We start from the raw sequence: 16,025 nt of genomic DNA, 5'->3' as shown, positions 1-16,025 counted from the left end.
GACAATGACGACGATCACGATCATCGGTGCGGGCCTCGGCGGCCTCACCCTGGCCCGCGTCCTGCACATGCACGGCATCGCCGCGACGGTCTACGAGGCCGAGCCTTCGGCGCAGACCCGCACGCAGGGCGGCCAGCTCGACATTCACCAGCACAACGGACAGCGGGCACTCGAGGCCGCGGGCCTCACCGAGGAGTTCCGCGCGATCATCCACGAGGGCGGCGATGCCCTGCGCATGCTCGACCCCGAGGGAAATTCGCTGCACGACGAACCCGAGGGCGACGGCGGCAGGCCCGAGGTCCTGCGCGGGGACCTGCGCCGAATCCTGCTCGACTCGCTACCGGAGGACACCGTTCGATGGGGCAGGAAACTCGCCGCAGTCACATCCCTCGGTGACGGGCGGCACGAACTGACCTTCGCGGACGGATCCACCGTCATCACCGAACTGCTGGTGGGCGCGGACGGCGCCTGGTCGAAGGTCAGGCCGCTGCTGACCGACGCGACGCCGGTCTACGCCGGTGCGACATTCGTCGAGACCTACCTGTACGACGTCGACGAAAAGCACTCCGCGACAGCCGAAGCCGTAGGCAGCGGCGCGATGTACGCGCTCACCCCGGGTAAAGGGATCGTCGCGCACCGTGAGGCCGGGGACATCCTGCACACGTACGTCGAACTCGTCCGGCCCGCGGAATGGTTCGCCGACATCGACTTCGGCGACGCCGCCGCCGCGAGTGCCCGCATCGCGGCCGAATTCGACGGGTGGGCACCGGAACTCACCGCGCTGATCACCGAGGGCGACACCGCCCCTGTCGCGCGCATGATCCACGCGACCCCGGACGGATACCGCTGGGACCGCGTGCCCGGCGTGACCCTGGTGGGCGATGCCGCGCACCTGATGCCGCCCGCCGGCGAGGGCGCGAACCTCGCCATGTTCGACGGCGCGGAACTCGGGAACGCCATCGCGGCCCACCCGGACGACCTCGAGGCCGCGCTCACCACCTACGAGCAGGCCCTGTTCCCGCGCAGCGAGTCCGAGGCGGTGGACGCCGATGAGATCCTGGATCTCTGCCTCGGCGACCGCGCCCCCTTCGGACTGATCGACTTCCTCGGCACGGCAGCCGATATCGGTTAGCCCACAGTCGGATTCGGATTCGGCCGCACCCGCATGGTGGGGTCCAGACCCACCGTCGAGGACGGCAGCGCGGCCAACCGGCCGTCGTTCTTGTAGACGACCGAGACGGCCGTGGACACCGCGTACGAGAAGTCCCGGTCGATCAGAAGTTCTCTGGCTCCCACGTTGAAGACGAACAGTTCGTCATTCTCGACAATGTGCCGATCATCCAGACAGAAAGTGCCCCAGCGCCATTCGGATTGCAACGAATCGCGGACCACTTTGTGTGCCTGCTCGTAATCCACTGCCATAGTTCCCCGCCTCCTCGTCGGACCAACGGTCCACACCTCGATCGACCGGAACATCGTCCCCGAAACCCTTGCCACAAAGCGTGATCGACATCCCCGCGATCCGGACAGATTCGGGTGAGAGAAAACTGGACGGAATTCTGATCGGGGTGGAAGGAAGAATTCGTCTCGATCATCGATACGGTGCGAAGCGAGCGGGGGCACACGGGCCGTTCCGCGGACCGATCCGAGCGTGCAGAACCACCTCGAAACGCTGTTCGGAGGTCAGCGCACGGTTTCTGCGGAAGAGTGAACCGGAGGCGGGTGTATTTCGTACAACCGCACAGAAAGATCGATACGTGCGGAGGCGGCGCATGCGGGTGAATCGGCAGACAGCGGACCTGTCCGAGTATCCGGACCTGGTGGTCGTTCTGCTCGGCATGCGGGTGCACAAGCCCCGGGGGATAGTGCGCCTGCTGGGGGTCGGCCCCAAGCTCTACAGCTCCCAGCGCGGGCGTCCGGACGGCCTGCTCGCGCACGAGGACGTGATCTGGTCGCTGTTCCCCCCGCACTGGGGCGCGCGGCAGTACTGGCGGGATCTGGAGAGCCTGGAGAAGTGGACCCGCTCCGATCCGCACCGGGTGTGGTGGACGCGGTTCCTCGCGGACTCCGGCGGGACCGGTTTCTGGCACGAGGCGTATTTCGCGCGCGGCGGGATCGACTCGGTCTACGACGATATGGCCCGGCCGACGGGGCTGGGCAAGTTCGCACCCATCGTGCCCGCCCGGGGACGGTTGTTCTCCACCCGCAGCCGGGTGCGCGACACCCCGCCCGAGATCACCCCGGTGGTCGGCGAATCCGAGTACTACGGATCCCCGGAGGAGTAGATCCCGCGCAGCTCTTGATTCGGCGGGCCGAAACCAGCATGCTCGGATTTCCACGGCCGCGACGAATCCGGCCCGATTCGATCCTCGGCGGGCCGATCGATACGTGGGAGCGAACAGCAGGCGACCGACACTCTGCCGGGGAATGAACATCCTGGTAGATGGGTGTGATCAGGTCTCGGAAGCGTTTCGGACGGGTCTCGATGGGCATAGCTTGTCCTCATGCATGTGCTGTTCGTGTGCAGCGGAAACGTTTGCCGCTCCGTCATTGCCGAGCGCCTCACCCTGGCTGTGGCCGCTGAACACGGACTATCGGACCTGTCGGCCGAGAGCGCCGGGGTCCGGGCCCTGGTCGGGTTTCCGGCCGAACCGCTTGCGGCCCAGACCATCGTCGGACTCGGCGGCGACGCCTCCGAGTTCAAGGCGCGCCGGCTGAAACCGGAGATGGTGCACCGCGCCGATCTCGTCGTCACCATGACCGACAAGATCCGCGACCAGGTACGCGATCTCGTGCCCGAGGCACTCCCCCGCACCTTCACGCTGCTGGAGGCCTATCGCATCGCGAAGGTCAGCGGCGCGCGCACCGTCGTCGGATTGCACACCGCGCGTGACGATCTGGCCTATGTCGGCCGCGAGAACATCTCCGATCCGGTCGGACTCTCACCCCAGGCCTTCTGCGAGGTCGGCGATCGGATCGCCGAAGCGCTCGTTCCACTGCTGCTGGCGCTGCACGCGCACGAGCATCCACAGCACACCGTCCACCCTCGTACCGCCGCCAGTGACGCCGGTGCGCAACGACCTTCACTGCTGGTGCTTCCCGGCGGACTTTCCAATTCCGTCAAACACGCCGAAAGCCGCGAATACCCAGTGCAACCCGTGCACCCGGAACTTCGTACTGCCCGGTAACCACTCGAAATCCTGTCGAACACACCGTGTCAATGGACCTGTCTGCGCGATTGGTCCGGTAAGCGATTACACTTCGCCGCGGAACACCACCGCCGGTGGTTGCGACACAAGAACAGGACTAGAGGACATGCCGAAGCGAATTTCGGATGTTTCGCTCCATGTTTATGTGACACCCCAGACCTTGCATCGCGTCACGGAAACCGTGTGCCGCGTGGTCGATGAGTATGTGGCAGACCGGGATATCTTCGCGTGGCGATTCACGCTTCCCGTGGAGTGCGACGAACCCACCCATACCGTGCTCGAAACACAGTGGCGGCTCGACCATCCCGGCGCCGAGCCGGGCGAGCGCCGCACCTTCGAGATCGCGCTCAGCCTGGTCGGTGAGGCACGCCAGCTCACCAAGGCGGGCATCGCCAAACTCGAACAGCGTCTGATCCTGGAGCTGTCCGCGGACGAGCCGATCCCGTACATCGTGCACGCCCTGCAGCGCGAGAACTTCGAGCTGGAGGAAAACCGCGAGTTGATCTGAAAGGATCCGACGATCGCCCGCGGGGCACACCCCACACGCCCTGTCGGGCGAAACAGTGCCCTTTCGGACGAAACAGGCCGCACCCCTTCGGGTACGGCCTGTCTCCGCGTCGACGCTCAGCGCTTGGGGAAGTGCCGGATCACGCCCTCCTGCACGGTGGTCGCGAGCAGGTCGCCGTTGCGGGCGTAGAACATTCCGCGCGCCAGCCCGCGCGATCCCGCCGCCACCGGCGACTCGGTCGCGTACAGCGCCCAGTCGTCGAAGCGGAAGGGGCGATGGAACCAGATCGAGTGATTGACCGTCGCGGCGAGGATGCGATCCAGGCCCCAGGACAGGCCGTGCGTGGTGATGATCGAATCCAGCACCGTGGTGTCGGACGAATAAGCCAGCGCCGCAACGTGAATCAGCGGATCGTCGGGAAGCGCGCCGTCGGTGCGCATCCACACGCGATTGTGGTTGAGCTTCTCGCCGGTCCCCTTGAGAATCCAGGCCGGATCGTTCGTGTACCGCATGTCGATGGGATGCGGCGCCTTTACGAACATTTCGAGCTTGTCCTCGAGCCCGGCGAACGACTCCTCCACGCGCGGAAGATCTTCCGGCGAGGGCACCTCGGGCAGCGGCGCACCATGCTCGAGTCCCTTGCCCCAGTCCTGGAACGCGGCGAGCATGACGAAAAGCTCGTCGCCGTCCTGCGAGGCGGTCACCGTGCGGTTGGCGAACGAGCGCCCGTCGCGGTGGCGGTCCACGTGGTATTCGATCGGCTTCTTCGGATCACCGCCGCGCACGAAATGCGCGTTGACCGCGTGCACCGGGCGCTCGGGTCCGACCGTCCGGCCGGCGGCGACGATGGCCTGCGCCACCAGCTGACCGCCGAACGTACGGCTCCACACCTTCTCCGGATGCTGTCCGATGAAGGTGTCGGTGGCCTGCTCCTCGAGATCGAGCAGGCTCAACAGCACCCGCAGATCATCCGATAGGCCCGAGCCCTCGGAATCCGCGGTTGCCTCGCCCAGCGACGCACTCACCTAGTGGTCCTCCTCGCCGATACGGTGCACGTGAATCATATTGGTGGAACCTACCGTTCCCGGCGGGGATCCGGCCACGATGACCACCAGATCGCCCTTCTTGTATCGGCCGATGGACAGCAGGGCGTTGTCGACCTGATGAATCATCTCGTCGGTGTTCTGCACCGACGGCACGATGAAAGTCTCGGTGCCCCAGGTCAATGCGAGCTGGTTGCGGATAGCCGAGTTCGGCGTGAACGCCAGCAGCGGCAGCGGGGTGTGCAGTCGTGCGAGGCGGCGCACGGTGTCGCCGGACTGGGTGAAGGCCACCAGCGCCTTGGCGTTGAGCCGCTCGCCGATATCGCGGGCCGCATAGGAAATGACACCGCGCTTGGTGCGCGGCACGTGGGTCAGAGGTGGTACGCGCGTGGAGGATTCGGATTCCACCGCGTGCACGATGCGCGCCATGGTCCGGACCGTCTCGATCGGGTAGTCGCCGACCGAGGTCTCACCCGAGAGCATCACCGCGTCCGCACCGTCGAGCACCGCGTTGGCCACATCGGAGGCCTCGGCGCGCGTCGGGCGCGAGTTGGTGATCATCGATTCGAGCATCTGGGTGGCCACGATGACCGGCTTGGCGTTCTCCCGCGCCATCTGGATGGCACGCTTCTGCACCAGCGGCACCTGCTCTAGCGGCAGCTCGACACCGAGGTCGCCGCGGGCGACCATGACGGCGTCGAAGGCCAGCACGATGGCCTCGAGATTGTCGATGGCTTCGGGCTTTTCGAGCTTGCCGATGATCGGCACCCGCCGTCCGACCCGGTCCATGATCTCGTGCACCAGTTCGACGTCCGAGGGCGAACGCACGAATGACAGCGCGATGAAGTCGACGCCCAGATTGAGCGCGAACTCCAGATCCTCGATGTCCTTCTCCGACAACGCCGGAACCGACACGTCCATACCGGGCAGCGAGACGCCCTTGTTGTTCGAGACCGGACCGCCCTCGGTCACCCGGCACACCACGTCGTTGCCCTCGACGCGCACGACGGTCATCCCGATCTTGCCGTCGTCCACGAGCAGGCGGTCGCCGGCCTTGGCGTCCTGCGCGAGCTGCTTGTAGGTGGTCGAGACGCGGTCGTGGGTGCCCTGGATCTCATCGACGGTGATGCGTACTTCCTCACCTGTCGCCCACACGGTCTTACCCTCGAGGAACCGGCCGAGTCGGATCTTCGGTCCCTGGAGATCGGCGAGAATGCCTACGGCGCGGCCGAGTAAGTCACTCGCCTGACGCACCTTCTTGTAGTTGTCGGCATGGTCTGAATGCTCGCCGTGACTGAAGTTCAAGCGAGCGACATCCATGCCACTCTCGACGAGTTCACGAATTCGGTCCTCGGACGACACAGCCGGGCCGAGTGTGCACACAATCTTCGTTCGTCGCATCACGGCCACAACCCTAGTCCTGTGACAAACGTCCCGCTGAACGGGCACACACTGTTCGGGAAGATATATACCTCCCGTTCAGCAAACCCACGGTCAGCGCTGTGTTTGATTTGCCTCCGCTGCGCTACGGCTGTTCGCGGCCCTTGTGACCCCGGTTCTTCCCTCCTCCGCTCCCCCGCTCCGTCGGTCCGGAACCGGGGCGGGCCGCGAACCCGGCGAGGCGGTGCTGACAGCTACGCCCTGGCGATTCACGACGCCCGGTACGAACATCGGCTCGCCGAGACCCGCGTGGGTCAACGCGCTACGTGGCGCGCCAACCGCGTTTCCAGACGAGTCTGGCCGAAGCCGAGGATCAGGCAGATGACCCAGTAGTAGATGGCGGCCACGCCGTAGAGCGCGAAGAAGTCGAAGGTCGGCGCGGCGGCGAGTTGGGCAGTTCGCAGCAACTCCGTCACCAGGATGGTGGAGGCCAGCGAGGTGTCCTTCACCAACGAGATGAGGGTGTTGGACAGCGGCGGCACCGCGATGCGCGAGGCCTGCGGCAAGATGATCAGGCGCAGGGCCTGCGCGTAGTTCATACCGACCGCGTACGACGCCTCCCACTGCCCGTGCGCGACCGAAAGGATCGCGGCGCGAATGACTTCCGCCGCGTAACCGCCGACATTGAGGCTGAAGGCGATGACCGCGGCCGGGAACGGGTCCAGCAGGATGTGGAACTGCGGCAGCGCGTAGAAGATGATGAACAGCTGCACCAGGAGCGGTGTTCCGCGAATGATCGAGATGTACAGCCGGGCCGCCGCCGAGAGCGGCCGGACCGCCGACATGCGCGCCAGCGCCACGAACAGCGCGATCACGAGGCCGATCGCGAAGCTGATGGCCGTGAGCGGCAGCGTCGTCTTGACGGTGGCCTCCAGCATGGGCCACAGGTTCTGCCGGATGAGGGCCCAGGTGGAGGCGTCCATCGTCTGAGTCTTCTACCGCCCGAGTCCTCTACCGCCTACTTGCTGACGTCGGTGCCGAAGTACTTCTCGGAGATCTTCGCGAGCGTGCCGTCCGAGCGCAGCTGATCCAGCGCGGTGTCGATCTGATCGATCAGCTGCTGGGAGTCCTTGCGGGCGGCGAATCCCTGCCGGCTGGTCTCACCGGTCTTGCCGACGACCTTCACGCTGTTGTCGCCGGTCTTCTTGTTGTATTCGGCGACGGCCAGGGTGTCGTTGACGGTGGCGTCCACGCGGCCGTTCTTGAGCAACTGGATGGCCTGCACGAAGCCCTCGACGCCCTCGACCTTGCAACCGGCGCCGGAGGCGACCTTGCTCCAGTTGCTGGTGGTGGACTGCGCGCAGGTCTTGCCGTTCAGGTCCGCGAGCGCGTGGATGCCGTTGTTGTCGGACTTGGCGACGATGACGCCGTCCGAGACCGTGTACGGCTGCGAGAGCGAATACTTCTGCGCGCGTTCGGGACTGATGGTCACCTGATTGGCGACGAGGTCGAAACGCTTGGACTCGAGGCCCGCGAAGATGGCGTCCCACGGTGTCTGCACGAATTCGACCTTGCGGCCGAGCTTTTCACCGATGGCCTCGACCACCTCGATGTCGTAACCGGTGAGCGCGCCGTTCTCCTGGTAACTGAACGGGGAGTAGGTGCCCTCGGTGCCGACCTTCAGCACGTTCGGGTCATCGTTGCTGCTGCACGCGGTCAGGGCCGCGGTGGCGGCGACCACGGCGAGCACTGCGGCGAAAAGCTTACGGCGCACGAGGGGGACCTCTCCTCAGGCGCAACCGGTCATAACCAGTCACGCGTTGAACAACCGACAAAGGGTACGCCGGAAACCAACCGGACAGCACGCCAATGATCACGCCGCGAGAAAACCTTGCAGGATCACCGTTCGTGATGATAACGGCGCGCGGGCACCACCGAGTCCCGTGGTGCCCGCCGCGTCAGGTGTGTCGCCCCCGGTTCAGTCCTTCAGCGGACGCCCCTGCGGATCCGGAACCTTGCCGGTGAGAATGAGAATGGCGTCGATCAGCGCCCAGACGCCGAAGCCGCCACACGTGATCAGTTGCAGCACACCGATGGTGGTGTAGCCGAGGTAGAAGCGGCCGATACCCAGCGAACCGATGAGCAGCTGCAGCAGGCCCGCGGTCAGCTTGCTCTTGTCCGAGTACGGGACGCCGTACATGTCACGGCCGTACGGGGCCTCCGGGTCGGCGCCGAAACCGGGCTGACCGAACTGCCCGGGCTGACCGTAGGGCTGCGGCTGACCATAGGCGGGCTGCGGCTGGCCGTACGGTTGCTGACCGTACGGCTGCTGCGGCTGGCCCGGGAACGGCTGGGGCTGCGACTGCTGCGGGTCGTACGACTGCTGGCCGTACGGCTGCTGCTGCGGCTGCCCGTACTGCGGTCCGGTACCGGGCGCGCCGTACTGCGGGCCGCCCTGTTCCGGCTGCTTGCTGAATGGATCGGTCACTCGAATCCTCCTGAATAGCTGTGGTCAGGAGTCATTCTTGCCGGAGTCGACCGTTTTCGTCTCCCCGAGCACAGCCGACTCCGTCACTTCCGGCGCCGAATCGCCGGGTTCGGAAGAGTTATCGCCGTTCTTCCCGGATTCGTTGCCTTTCGAAGCAGATTCGGAGGCGGCGGTGTCCTCGGATGGCCCAGTGGTGTCCGAGGGCCCAGCGGTGTCCGAAGGTGCAGCGGTGTCGGATGACTCGGACTTCTCGAGGACAACGGCTTCGGAATCATCGGATGACTCCTCGCCTGCCGCAGACCTGTCCGTGGTATCCGCCGAGACCGCCCCGGCGGCGCCCGCCGCACCCGCCGCACCGAAGGCGCGCACCTTGGACAGCTGCCACGGCCACGGACGCTCGATCCCGGCCCGCACCTGCTCGGCCGTCTCCCGGCCCTTGGTCGCGAACACGAAATAGGCGACGGCGCAGACGAACACGATCGCCGCGGTGAAGGTGTTGATCCGCAGGCCCGCGATATGGGTGGCCTCGTCGTCGCGCAGCAGTTCCACGAAGAAGCGGCCGAAGCAGTAGATCGCCACGTACAGCGCGAACAACCGGCCGTGTCCGATCCGGAACTTGCGGTCCAGATACACCAGCGCCGCCACGCCGAGCAGGTTCCACACCAGCTCGTACAGGAAGGTCGGCTGCACGATCTTCTCCACCGCACCGGTGGAGACGCCGTTCATCATGTCCAGCTGACCGTTTTTGTCGTAGCGCCCGTAGATCTCGAGACCCCACGGCGCGGTGGTGGTGCGGCCGTACAGTTCCTGATTGAAGTAGTTGCCGAGCCGGCCGATGGCCTGCGCCGCCAGAATGCCGGGTGCGATGGCATCGCCGAAGGCGGGCAACGGAATCCGGTACACACGGCAGCCGATCCACGCGCCGACGCCGCCCAGCAGCACCGCGCCCCAGATACCCAGGCCGCCCTGCCAGATCTTCAGCGCGTCCAGCGGATGCCCGCCCTCACCGAAGTACTTCTGCCAGTCGGTGGCCACGTGGTACAGCCGTCCGCCGATCAGTCCCAGCGGCACCGCGAACATGGCAACGTCGAGCACCATGCCCGACTGCCCGCCGCGCTCCTGCCACCGCTTCTCGCCCCACCAGATGGCGACGATGATGCCGATGATGATGCACAGGGCGTAGGCGCGCAGCGGGAACCCGCCGATATCCCACACACCACGGGGCGGACTCGGAATGTATGCCAGCACGTCGGAGACCGGATTCGCGGCCAGGGCTCGTATGGTCACGCGCCCACCGTAGCCGAACGAGTCCCGAACACCGTGGCCACGCCGCCGTGCCGCGGCGAACGCGGCTGTGCCACTACGAGGCGACGACCGCCGAGCGCACGCCCTTGGCGAGCTCTTCGGTCAGGGTGCGGACCGCGTCCAGGCCCTGCGCGGCGGCGCTCACCAGCGCGGAACCGACGATGACACCGTCTGCGTAGGAAGCGATTTCGGCGGCCTGCGCACCGGAGCGCACACCCAGGCCGACGCCGATCGGAATGTCCGAGTGCGCGCGGATCCGGGCGCACAGCGCCGGAGCCATGGAGGACACCGCGTCGCGCGCACCGGTGACGCCCATCGTGGAGGCGGCGTAGACGAAGCCGCGCGAGGCGTCGAGGGTCTTCACCAGACGCTCCTCCGTGGAAGAGGGGGCGACCAGGAAGATGCGATCCAGATTGTGGGCCGAGGAGGCGGCGAACCAGTCGTCGGCCTCCTCCGGGATCAGGTTCGGGGTGATCAGCCCGAGGCCGCCCGCCGCCGCCAGATCGCGGGAGAAATTGTCGACGCCGTACTGCAGCACCGGATTCCAGTACGCCATGACCACGGCCTTGCCGCCGGCCTGACTGATGGCCTCCACGACCTTGAACACGTCGCGCACGCGCACGCCGCCGCGCAGCGCCTGCTCGGCCGCGGCCTGGATGGTCGGGCCGTCCATCACCGGATCGGAGTAGGCGACGCCGACTTCGATGACGTCGCAACCGGATTCGACCATGGTGCGGCAGACGTCGATGGAGCCCTGCACATCCGGGTACCCGGCGGGCAGGTATCCGATCAGCGCGGCGCGGTTCTCCGCACGGCAGGCCGCGAAGGTGTCGGCGAGACGGGACTGCTGGCTCACTGGTCGGCCTCCAAAGTCATGCGGGACATCCGCACCCGGTCGGCGGAGCGGGCCGCGACGCGATCGTCGCTCACTCCGAGTCCTCGGCGGCGTCGAAGAGTCCGAACCACTTGGCGGCGGTGTCCATGTCCTTGTCGCCGCGACCGGAGAGATTCACGAGAATGATTGCGCCCTCGCCCAATTCCTTGCCGAGCTTCAACGCACCCGCGACCGCGTGCGCCGACTCGATGGCCGGGATGATGCCCTCGGTGCGGCTCAGCAGCAGCAGCGCGTCCATCGCCTCGGTATCGGTGATGGGGTAGTACTCGGCGCGGCCGATGTCCTTGAGGTAGGAGTGCTCCGGGCCGACGCCCGGGTAGTCCAGGCCCGCGGAGATCGAGTGCGAGTCGATGGTCTGCCCGTCCTCGTCCTGCAGCAGGTACGAGTACGCGCCCTGGAAGGCGCCGGGCCGTCCACCGGCGAAAGTGGCTGCGTGACGGCCGGTTTCGACACCGTCGCCCGCCGCCTCGTAACCGATCAGGCGCACGCCCGGATCATCGATGAAGGAGTGGAAGATGCCGATGGCATTGGAGCCGCCGCCGACACAGGCGACCACGGCATCGGGCAGGCGACCGGTGTGGGCCGGAACCTGAACCCGCGCCTCGAGGCCGACGATGCGCTGGAAGTCGCGCACCATGAGCGGGAACGGATGCGGTCCCGCGGCGGTGCCGAAGCAGTAGTAGGTCTGCTCGGCATTGGTGACCCAGTCACGCAGCGCCTCGTTGATCGCGTCCTTGAGTGTCTGCGAACCCGTTGTCACACTGATGACTTCGGCGCCCAGCAGCCGCATGCGGGCCACGTTCAAGGCTTGGCGCGCGGTGTCGACCGCACCCATGTAGATGAGGCATTCCAGGCCGAGCAGCGCGCACGCGGTGGCCGTGGCGACGCCGTGCTGGCCCGCTCCGGTCTCGGCGATGACGCGCGTCTTGCCCATGCGCTTGGCGAGCAGCGCCTGCCCCAGCACATTGTTGATTTTGTGAGAACCGGTGTGGTTCAGGTCTTCTCGCTTGAGCAGGATGCGGGCGCCGCCCGCGTGCTCGGCGAGATTCACGCACTCGAACACCGGGGACGGCCGCCCGGTGTAGTCGCGCTGCAACCGGTCCAGCTCGTTCAGGAAGTTCGGATCCACCCGGCACTTGTCGTACTCGGCGGTGACCTCTTCGATCACGGCCATGAGCGCCTCGGGCACATGCCGTCCGCCGTAGACGCCGAAGTGGCCGCCCAGGTCCGGATCGTGTGTGCTCTTGTGCGAGACGCCCTCGCTGGCCTGCGGGAATCCGTTCGTACCGAGAATGTCGGTCTGATTCATCAGGTCTTTCACCGGCCCCTGCGGACCGGCTTCGGGCACGACGGGTGGGTTCCGGCGGTCACCAGCTCGGCCACGGCGGCGCGCGGATCACCGCTGGTCACCAGGCCCTCGCCGACGAGCACGGCATCCGCGCCCGCCCCGGCGTAGGCCAGCAGGTCGGCGGTGCCGCGAATGCCGGACTCGGCGATCCGGATCACGTCGCTGGGTAAACCGGGAGCGATGCGTGCGAACACATCCCGATCCACCTCGAGTGTCTTGAGATTGCGGGCGTTCACGCCGATCACGGTCGCGCCGGCCTCGAGGGCCCGGTCCGCTTCCTCCTCGGTGTGCACCTCGACCAGCGCGGTCATACCCAGCGATTCGGTGCGGTCGATGAGCGCGGACAGCACGTCCTGCTCGAGTGCCGCCACGATCAGCAGGATGACATCCGCGCCGTGGGCGCGGGCCTCGTGAATCTGGTACGGGCCGACGATGAAGTCCTTGCGCAGAATGGGGATGTCCACCACCGCGCGCACGGCGTCCAGGTCCGCGAGCGAGCCGTTGAAGCGGCGCTGCTCGGTCAGCACGCTGATGATGCGCGCGCCGCCGTCCTCGTAGGCGCGAGCCAGCACGGCCGGATCCGGGATCGAAGCGATGGAGCCTTTGGAGGGGCTGGCGCGCTTCACCTCGGCGATGACGCCGATGCCGTCCGCGTGCAGCGCGGCCTTGGCGTCACGCGGGGAGGGGGCCGCCGCGGCGGCCTTCTTCACACCCTGCAAATCCAGGAGGGCTTCCCGAGCGGCCACATCCGCGCGGACCCCGTCGAGAATCGAGTCGAGTACCGTCATCTGGCTCGAATCCTTTCTGGGGAGACGGTCTTGCTGCCTGAGAATCCCCCCAGGCGCTGTCTCACCGATGCTGATAAAGAGTAAATGGCTATGTTCCCGTCTGTGACGGCGGGTCTGGGTCCAGGACCGGGTGCGGTCCAGGCCCCCTGCTCAGCGGGTTTTGTGCCCCGCCGGGCCGCTACCTGGATCATCGTGTGCGGCAGCGGCATTGGTCTCGTCGTCGGTCGGGTCGGTGCCGGCGTCCAGCGCGTCCCACAGCACGCGCCCCGACAACTGCTCCCGCGACCCGGACTGTGAGGTGGAATCCGCGTCCTGGGTCTGAGCGTGATGCTCGGCGACCTGTTCGGTCGCCTCCGACCGCCGGAACACCGGATTGTCGTACTTTCCGGACATCTGCGCGGCCTGAGCGGGCATACGGGTGAGCAGCACCCCGGCGGCGAACGCGGCCACCGCGCCGATCAGCGTGAGCACGGCCGGCAGCGTCGAGGTATCGGCGTTTCCGGCGTGCTCCCAGCCTCGTAGTTCGGCCAGTCGTCCCGCCCGTTCGGAGGTCTTGCCCTGGCCCATGAGCAGCGCGTACGCCGGTACCGCCGAGACCGCGGCCAGCACCGCCACCACGACGCCCAGAATCCGGCGCAGCCAGCCGCGCGCGGCGAACACCGCGGCGATCGTGGCCACCAGCGCGAGCGCCAGCGGCGTCAACGCGCCGAACCAGGTCGCGCCACCCAGGTTCACCGTCCGTGACACCCCGAAGTCGGAGGTCACCTCGAGCTTCACCCAGGTCATCCGCGAGGCCGCCCACAGCAGTCCCGCCGCGATCGCGAGCAGGATCACCGCGCCGATCGGACGGGTACGCACCTGTGCCGCATCGGCTTCCGCGGTCCGCGCGTCTGCGGCGGCCAGCGCGGCGTCGGTCTCGGCCTGCCCGGCCGCGGCCTTCGCGCCGGCAGCGTCCGAATCGGGTTGTGCCACCGGCTTATCCGATTCGGTGTCCGGGTCACTCATCACGCGTCACCGTTCGGCCGGTAGGCCCGGACCGTTTCAGCGGCGGCGATCGCCTTGAGCACCGCCATCGCCTTGTTCCGCGATTCGACGTCCTCGTAGTCCGGATCGGAGTCCGCGACCACGCCCGCGCCCGCCTGCACGTAGGCCGTGCCGCCCTTGAGCAGCGCGGTGCGGATGCAGATGGCGGTGTCGGCGTCACCGGCGAAATCGAGGTAACCGACGACGCCGCCGTAGATGCCGCGGCGGGTGGGCTCGAGTTCCTCGATCAACTCCATGGCGCGCACCTTGGGCGCGCCCGAGAGCGTGCCCGCCGGGAAACACGCCTGCACCGCGTCCAGCGCGACCTTCCCCGCGGCCAGGCGGCCCGAGACCGTCGACACCAGGTGCATGACATGCGAGTAGCGCTCGATGTGCCGGTACTCGGTGACCCGCACGGTCCCCGGTTCGCAGACGCGGCCCAGATCGTTGCGGCCCAGATCCACCAGCATGAGGTGCTCGGCGTTCTCCTTCTCGTCCGCGAGCAGGCCCTTCTCGAGCAGGAGGTCGTCCTCCTCGGTGACCCCGCGCCAGCGGGTGCCGGCGATCGGATGGGTCGTGGCGACCCCGTCCTTGACCGTGACGAGCGATTCGGGGCTGGAGCCGACGATGGAGAAGGCCGTTCCGCCCGAACCGTCCGGAATGTGCATCAGGTACATGTACGGACTCGGATTCGACGCGCGCAGCATGCGGTACAGATCCAGCGGCGTGCCGCCGTACTCCATCTCGAAGCGCTGCGACAGCACCACCTGGAACGCCTCACCCGCCTCGATCTCCTTGATCAGGCGACGCACACCGGCCCCGAATTCCTCGGAGGTGCGCTGGCGGCGGAAGCTCGGCTCGGGGCTCTCGAAGACCGACACGGTGGAGTCTGCGGGCGCGGCGAGCGCCTCGGTCATCCGGTCCAGCCGGGCGAGGGCGTCGTCGTAGGCCTCGTCCACGCGTTCGTCGGTGCCGTTCCAGTTCACGGCGTTCGCGATCAGGGTGATCGCGCCCTCGTGATGATCGAAGGCGGCCAGATCGGTGGCGAGCATGAGCACCATCTCGGGCAGTTCGAGATCGTCGGCCGCGATGCTCGGCAGCCGTTCCATCCGCCGGACCGCGTCGTAGCCGAGGTAGCCGACCATGCCGCTGGTGAGCGGCGGCATGCCCGGCAGCGGCTCGGTGCGCAGCAACTGCAGCGTCTCGCGCAGCGCCGCGAGCGGATCGCCGCCCGCGGGAGCGTCGGCGGGCGTCTGGCCGAGCCAGGCCGCCTGGCCGTCGAGCACGCTCAGCGCGGACGTGCTCCCGGCGCCGATGAACGACCATCGTGACCATGACCGGCCGTTCTCGGCCGATTCCAGCAGAAAGGAGCCCGGCCGGTCGGCGGCCAGTTTCCGGTATGCCGACAGGGGAGTCTCGGAGTCCGCCAACACCTTTCGGATCACCGGAACCACCCGATGATCGGCGGCCAGCAGACGGAACTGTTCCCGGGAGGTGGTCGAGGTCATCGAGGCGCCGCGCATCCACCCATCATTCCAGGCCCGTCGGTCGGCATCTAAATCGCTATCCCCGCCCAGCCGAGCAGCCACCGGCCGCGAATACACGATGCGGTCTCGTTGCACTCGCGGCAAATTTCGCGATTCCCGCGACGCTCGGCTCGGAAAACACGTACAACCTTGCCCTGAACACGCATCGCCCAATCGAGAGGAGTTCAACACAGATGTACCCCTCGCAACCGGTAGCTCCGGAGGGACCACGTCACGCCGCACCGCAGGTCGGCATGGGTTCTCACCCCGGTCAGCCCCCGCGGATGATGAACATGAACCAGGGGGGCGGCAAGTATTCCGCCATCGCCTCGTTCGTCACGTACGTCAAGGCGCTGGAATCGCTCGACCCCCGCAGCTTCCCGGAGGAGTACGCCGAGCACAGCGACCGCATCCGGGAGCTCAAGCCGTTCCTGCGGGCCCACGGCATCCTCGATGTCATGGAGATCAAGAACCCGGAGGTGGCGGCCCTCATCGGCGTCTGATGACGCCGC

General features: G+C 67.1%; 17 protein-coding genes. 5 read left to right on the top strand and 12 right to left on the bottom strand.

All coding sequences use genetic code 11. The features are described from left to right. Positions 1-4: 4 nt before the first annotated feature. Entirely contained in the window at positions 5-1,132 is a 1,128-nt protein-coding gene (locus NJ1_RS21960; RefSeq protein ID WP_067697417.1) for an FAD-dependent oxidoreductase, read from the top strand. Here the strand turns inward: NJ1_RS21960 and NJ1_RS21955 are convergent. Then, entirely contained in the window at positions 1,129-1,422 is a 294-nt protein-coding gene (locus tag NJ1_RS21955) for a hypothetical protein (protein ID WP_157574148.1), read from the bottom strand. The two genes, NJ1_RS21960 and NJ1_RS21955, sit on opposite strands and share 4 nt — an antisense overlap. Positions 1,423-1,772: 350 nt before the next feature. On the opposite strand from NJ1_RS21955, the gene NJ1_RS21950 reads away from it, so the two are divergent. From NJ1_RS21950 to NJ1_RS21940, 3 genes are all read left to right on the top strand, one after another. Further along, positions 1,773-2,285 (top strand): monooxygenase family protein, encoded by a 513-nt coding sequence (locus tag NJ1_RS21950; protein ID WP_067697413.1) that lies wholly within the window; start codon positions 1,773-1,775, stop codon positions 2,283-2,285. Between the two features lie 219 nt (positions 2,286-2,504). Further along, positions 2,505-3,188 (top strand): arsenate reductase/protein-tyrosine-phosphatase family protein, encoded by a 684-nt coding sequence (locus tag NJ1_RS21945; protein ID WP_084478604.1) that lies wholly within the window; start codon positions 2,505-2,507, stop codon positions 3,186-3,188. A gap of 211 nt (positions 3,189-3,399) precedes the next feature. Next, positions 3,400-3,717, top strand: coding sequence for a hypothetical protein (locus NJ1_RS21940; RefSeq protein WP_245717520.1), 318 nt, complete (start codon positions 3,400-3,402; stop codon positions 3,715-3,717). 116 nt (positions 3,718-3,833) lie between these two features. Here NJ1_RS21940 and NJ1_RS21935 read toward each other — a convergent pair whose 3' ends face one another. The 11 genes from NJ1_RS21935 to NJ1_RS21885 all read right to left on the bottom strand — a co-directional run bounded on the left by NJ1_RS21935 (position 3,834) and on the right by NJ1_RS21885 (position 15,510). Beyond that, positions 3,834-4,742: an acyl-CoA thioesterase gene (locus tag NJ1_RS21935; protein WP_157574147.1), complete on the bottom strand. Its 909-nt coding sequence runs from the start codon at positions 4,740-4,742 to the stop codon at positions 3,834-3,836. After that, positions 4,743-6,164, bottom strand: a complete 1,422-nt coding sequence (gene pyk, locus NJ1_RS21930; RefSeq protein ID WP_084478628.1) for a pyruvate kinase — start codon at positions 6,162-6,164, stop codon at positions 4,743-4,745. Positions 6,165-6,454: 290 nt separating this feature from the next. After that, on the bottom strand, positions 6,455-7,123 hold the full coding sequence (locus NJ1_RS21925) for an amino acid ABC transporter permease (protein WP_067697409.1): 669 nt from the start codon (positions 7,121-7,123) through the stop codon (positions 6,455-6,457). Between the two features lie 35 nt (positions 7,124-7,158). Beyond that, the gene (locus NJ1_RS21920; protein WP_067697407.1) at positions 7,159-7,914 is read right to left on the bottom strand and encodes an amino acid ABC transporter substrate-binding protein; all 756 of its coding nucleotides are present in this window, start codon (positions 7,912-7,914) and stop codon (positions 7,159-7,161) included. A gap of 204 nt (positions 7,915-8,118) precedes the next feature. Further along, positions 8,119-8,628, bottom strand: a complete 510-nt coding sequence (locus tag NJ1_RS21915) for a TM2 domain-containing protein (protein WP_067697405.1) — start codon at positions 8,626-8,628, stop codon at positions 8,119-8,121. Positions 8,629-8,652: 24 nt separating this feature from the next. Continuing rightward, positions 8,653-9,915 (bottom strand): prolipoprotein diacylglyceryl transferase, encoded by a 1,263-nt coding sequence (gene lgt / locus NJ1_RS21910; RefSeq protein ID WP_422615766.1) that lies wholly within the window; start codon positions 9,913-9,915, stop codon positions 8,653-8,655. Between the two features lie 73 nt (positions 9,916-9,988). Beyond that, a complete protein-coding gene (gene trpA, locus NJ1_RS21905; RefSeq protein WP_067697402.1) occupies positions 9,989-10,789 on the bottom strand; it encodes a tryptophan synthase subunit alpha in 801 nt (266 codons plus the stop codon). A gap of 70 nt (positions 10,790-10,859) precedes the next feature. After that, entirely contained in the window at positions 10,860-12,137 is a 1,278-nt protein-coding gene (gene trpB, locus NJ1_RS21900; RefSeq protein WP_067697675.1) for a tryptophan synthase subunit beta, read from the bottom strand. A gap of 8 nt (positions 12,138-12,145) precedes the next feature. Further along, positions 12,146-12,964 carry an indole-3-glycerol phosphate synthase TrpC gene (gene trpC / locus NJ1_RS21895; RefSeq protein WP_067697400.1) on the bottom strand — a complete coding sequence of 273 codons (819 nt, stop codon included), beginning with the start codon at positions 12,962-12,964 and terminating at the stop codon, positions 12,146-12,148. A 150-nt stretch (positions 12,965-13,114) separates the two neighbouring features. Continuing rightward, positions 13,115-13,969, bottom strand: a complete 855-nt coding sequence (locus NJ1_RS21890) for a TIGR02234 family membrane protein (RefSeq protein ID WP_067697398.1) — start codon at positions 13,967-13,969, stop codon at positions 13,115-13,117. Further along, positions 13,969-15,510 (bottom strand): anthranilate synthase component I, encoded by a 1,542-nt coding sequence (locus NJ1_RS21885; RefSeq protein WP_174557105.1) that lies wholly within the window; start codon positions 15,508-15,510, stop codon positions 13,969-13,971. The genes NJ1_RS21890 and NJ1_RS21885 overlap by 1 nt, the downstream gene beginning before the upstream one ends. A 296-nt stretch (positions 15,511-15,806) precedes the next feature. Here NJ1_RS21885 and NJ1_RS21880 point away from each other — a divergent pair, with 296 nt between their 5' ends. Further along, complete coding sequence (locus NJ1_RS21880; RefSeq protein WP_245717519.1) at positions 15,807-16,016, top strand: hypothetical protein; 210 nt, start codon at positions 15,807-15,809, stop codon at positions 16,014-16,016. The last annotated feature ends 9 nt before the right edge of the window (positions 16,017-16,025 follow it).

This window comes from Nocardia jejuensis NBRC 103114 (assembly GCF_001613145.1).
GTDB lineage: Bacteria > Actinomycetota > Actinomycetes > Mycobacteriales > Mycobacteriaceae > Nocardia > Nocardia jejuensis.
The sequence above is the reverse complement of the archived record's forward strand: the minus strand, read 5'-3'. Positions and strand labels throughout refer to the sequence as shown.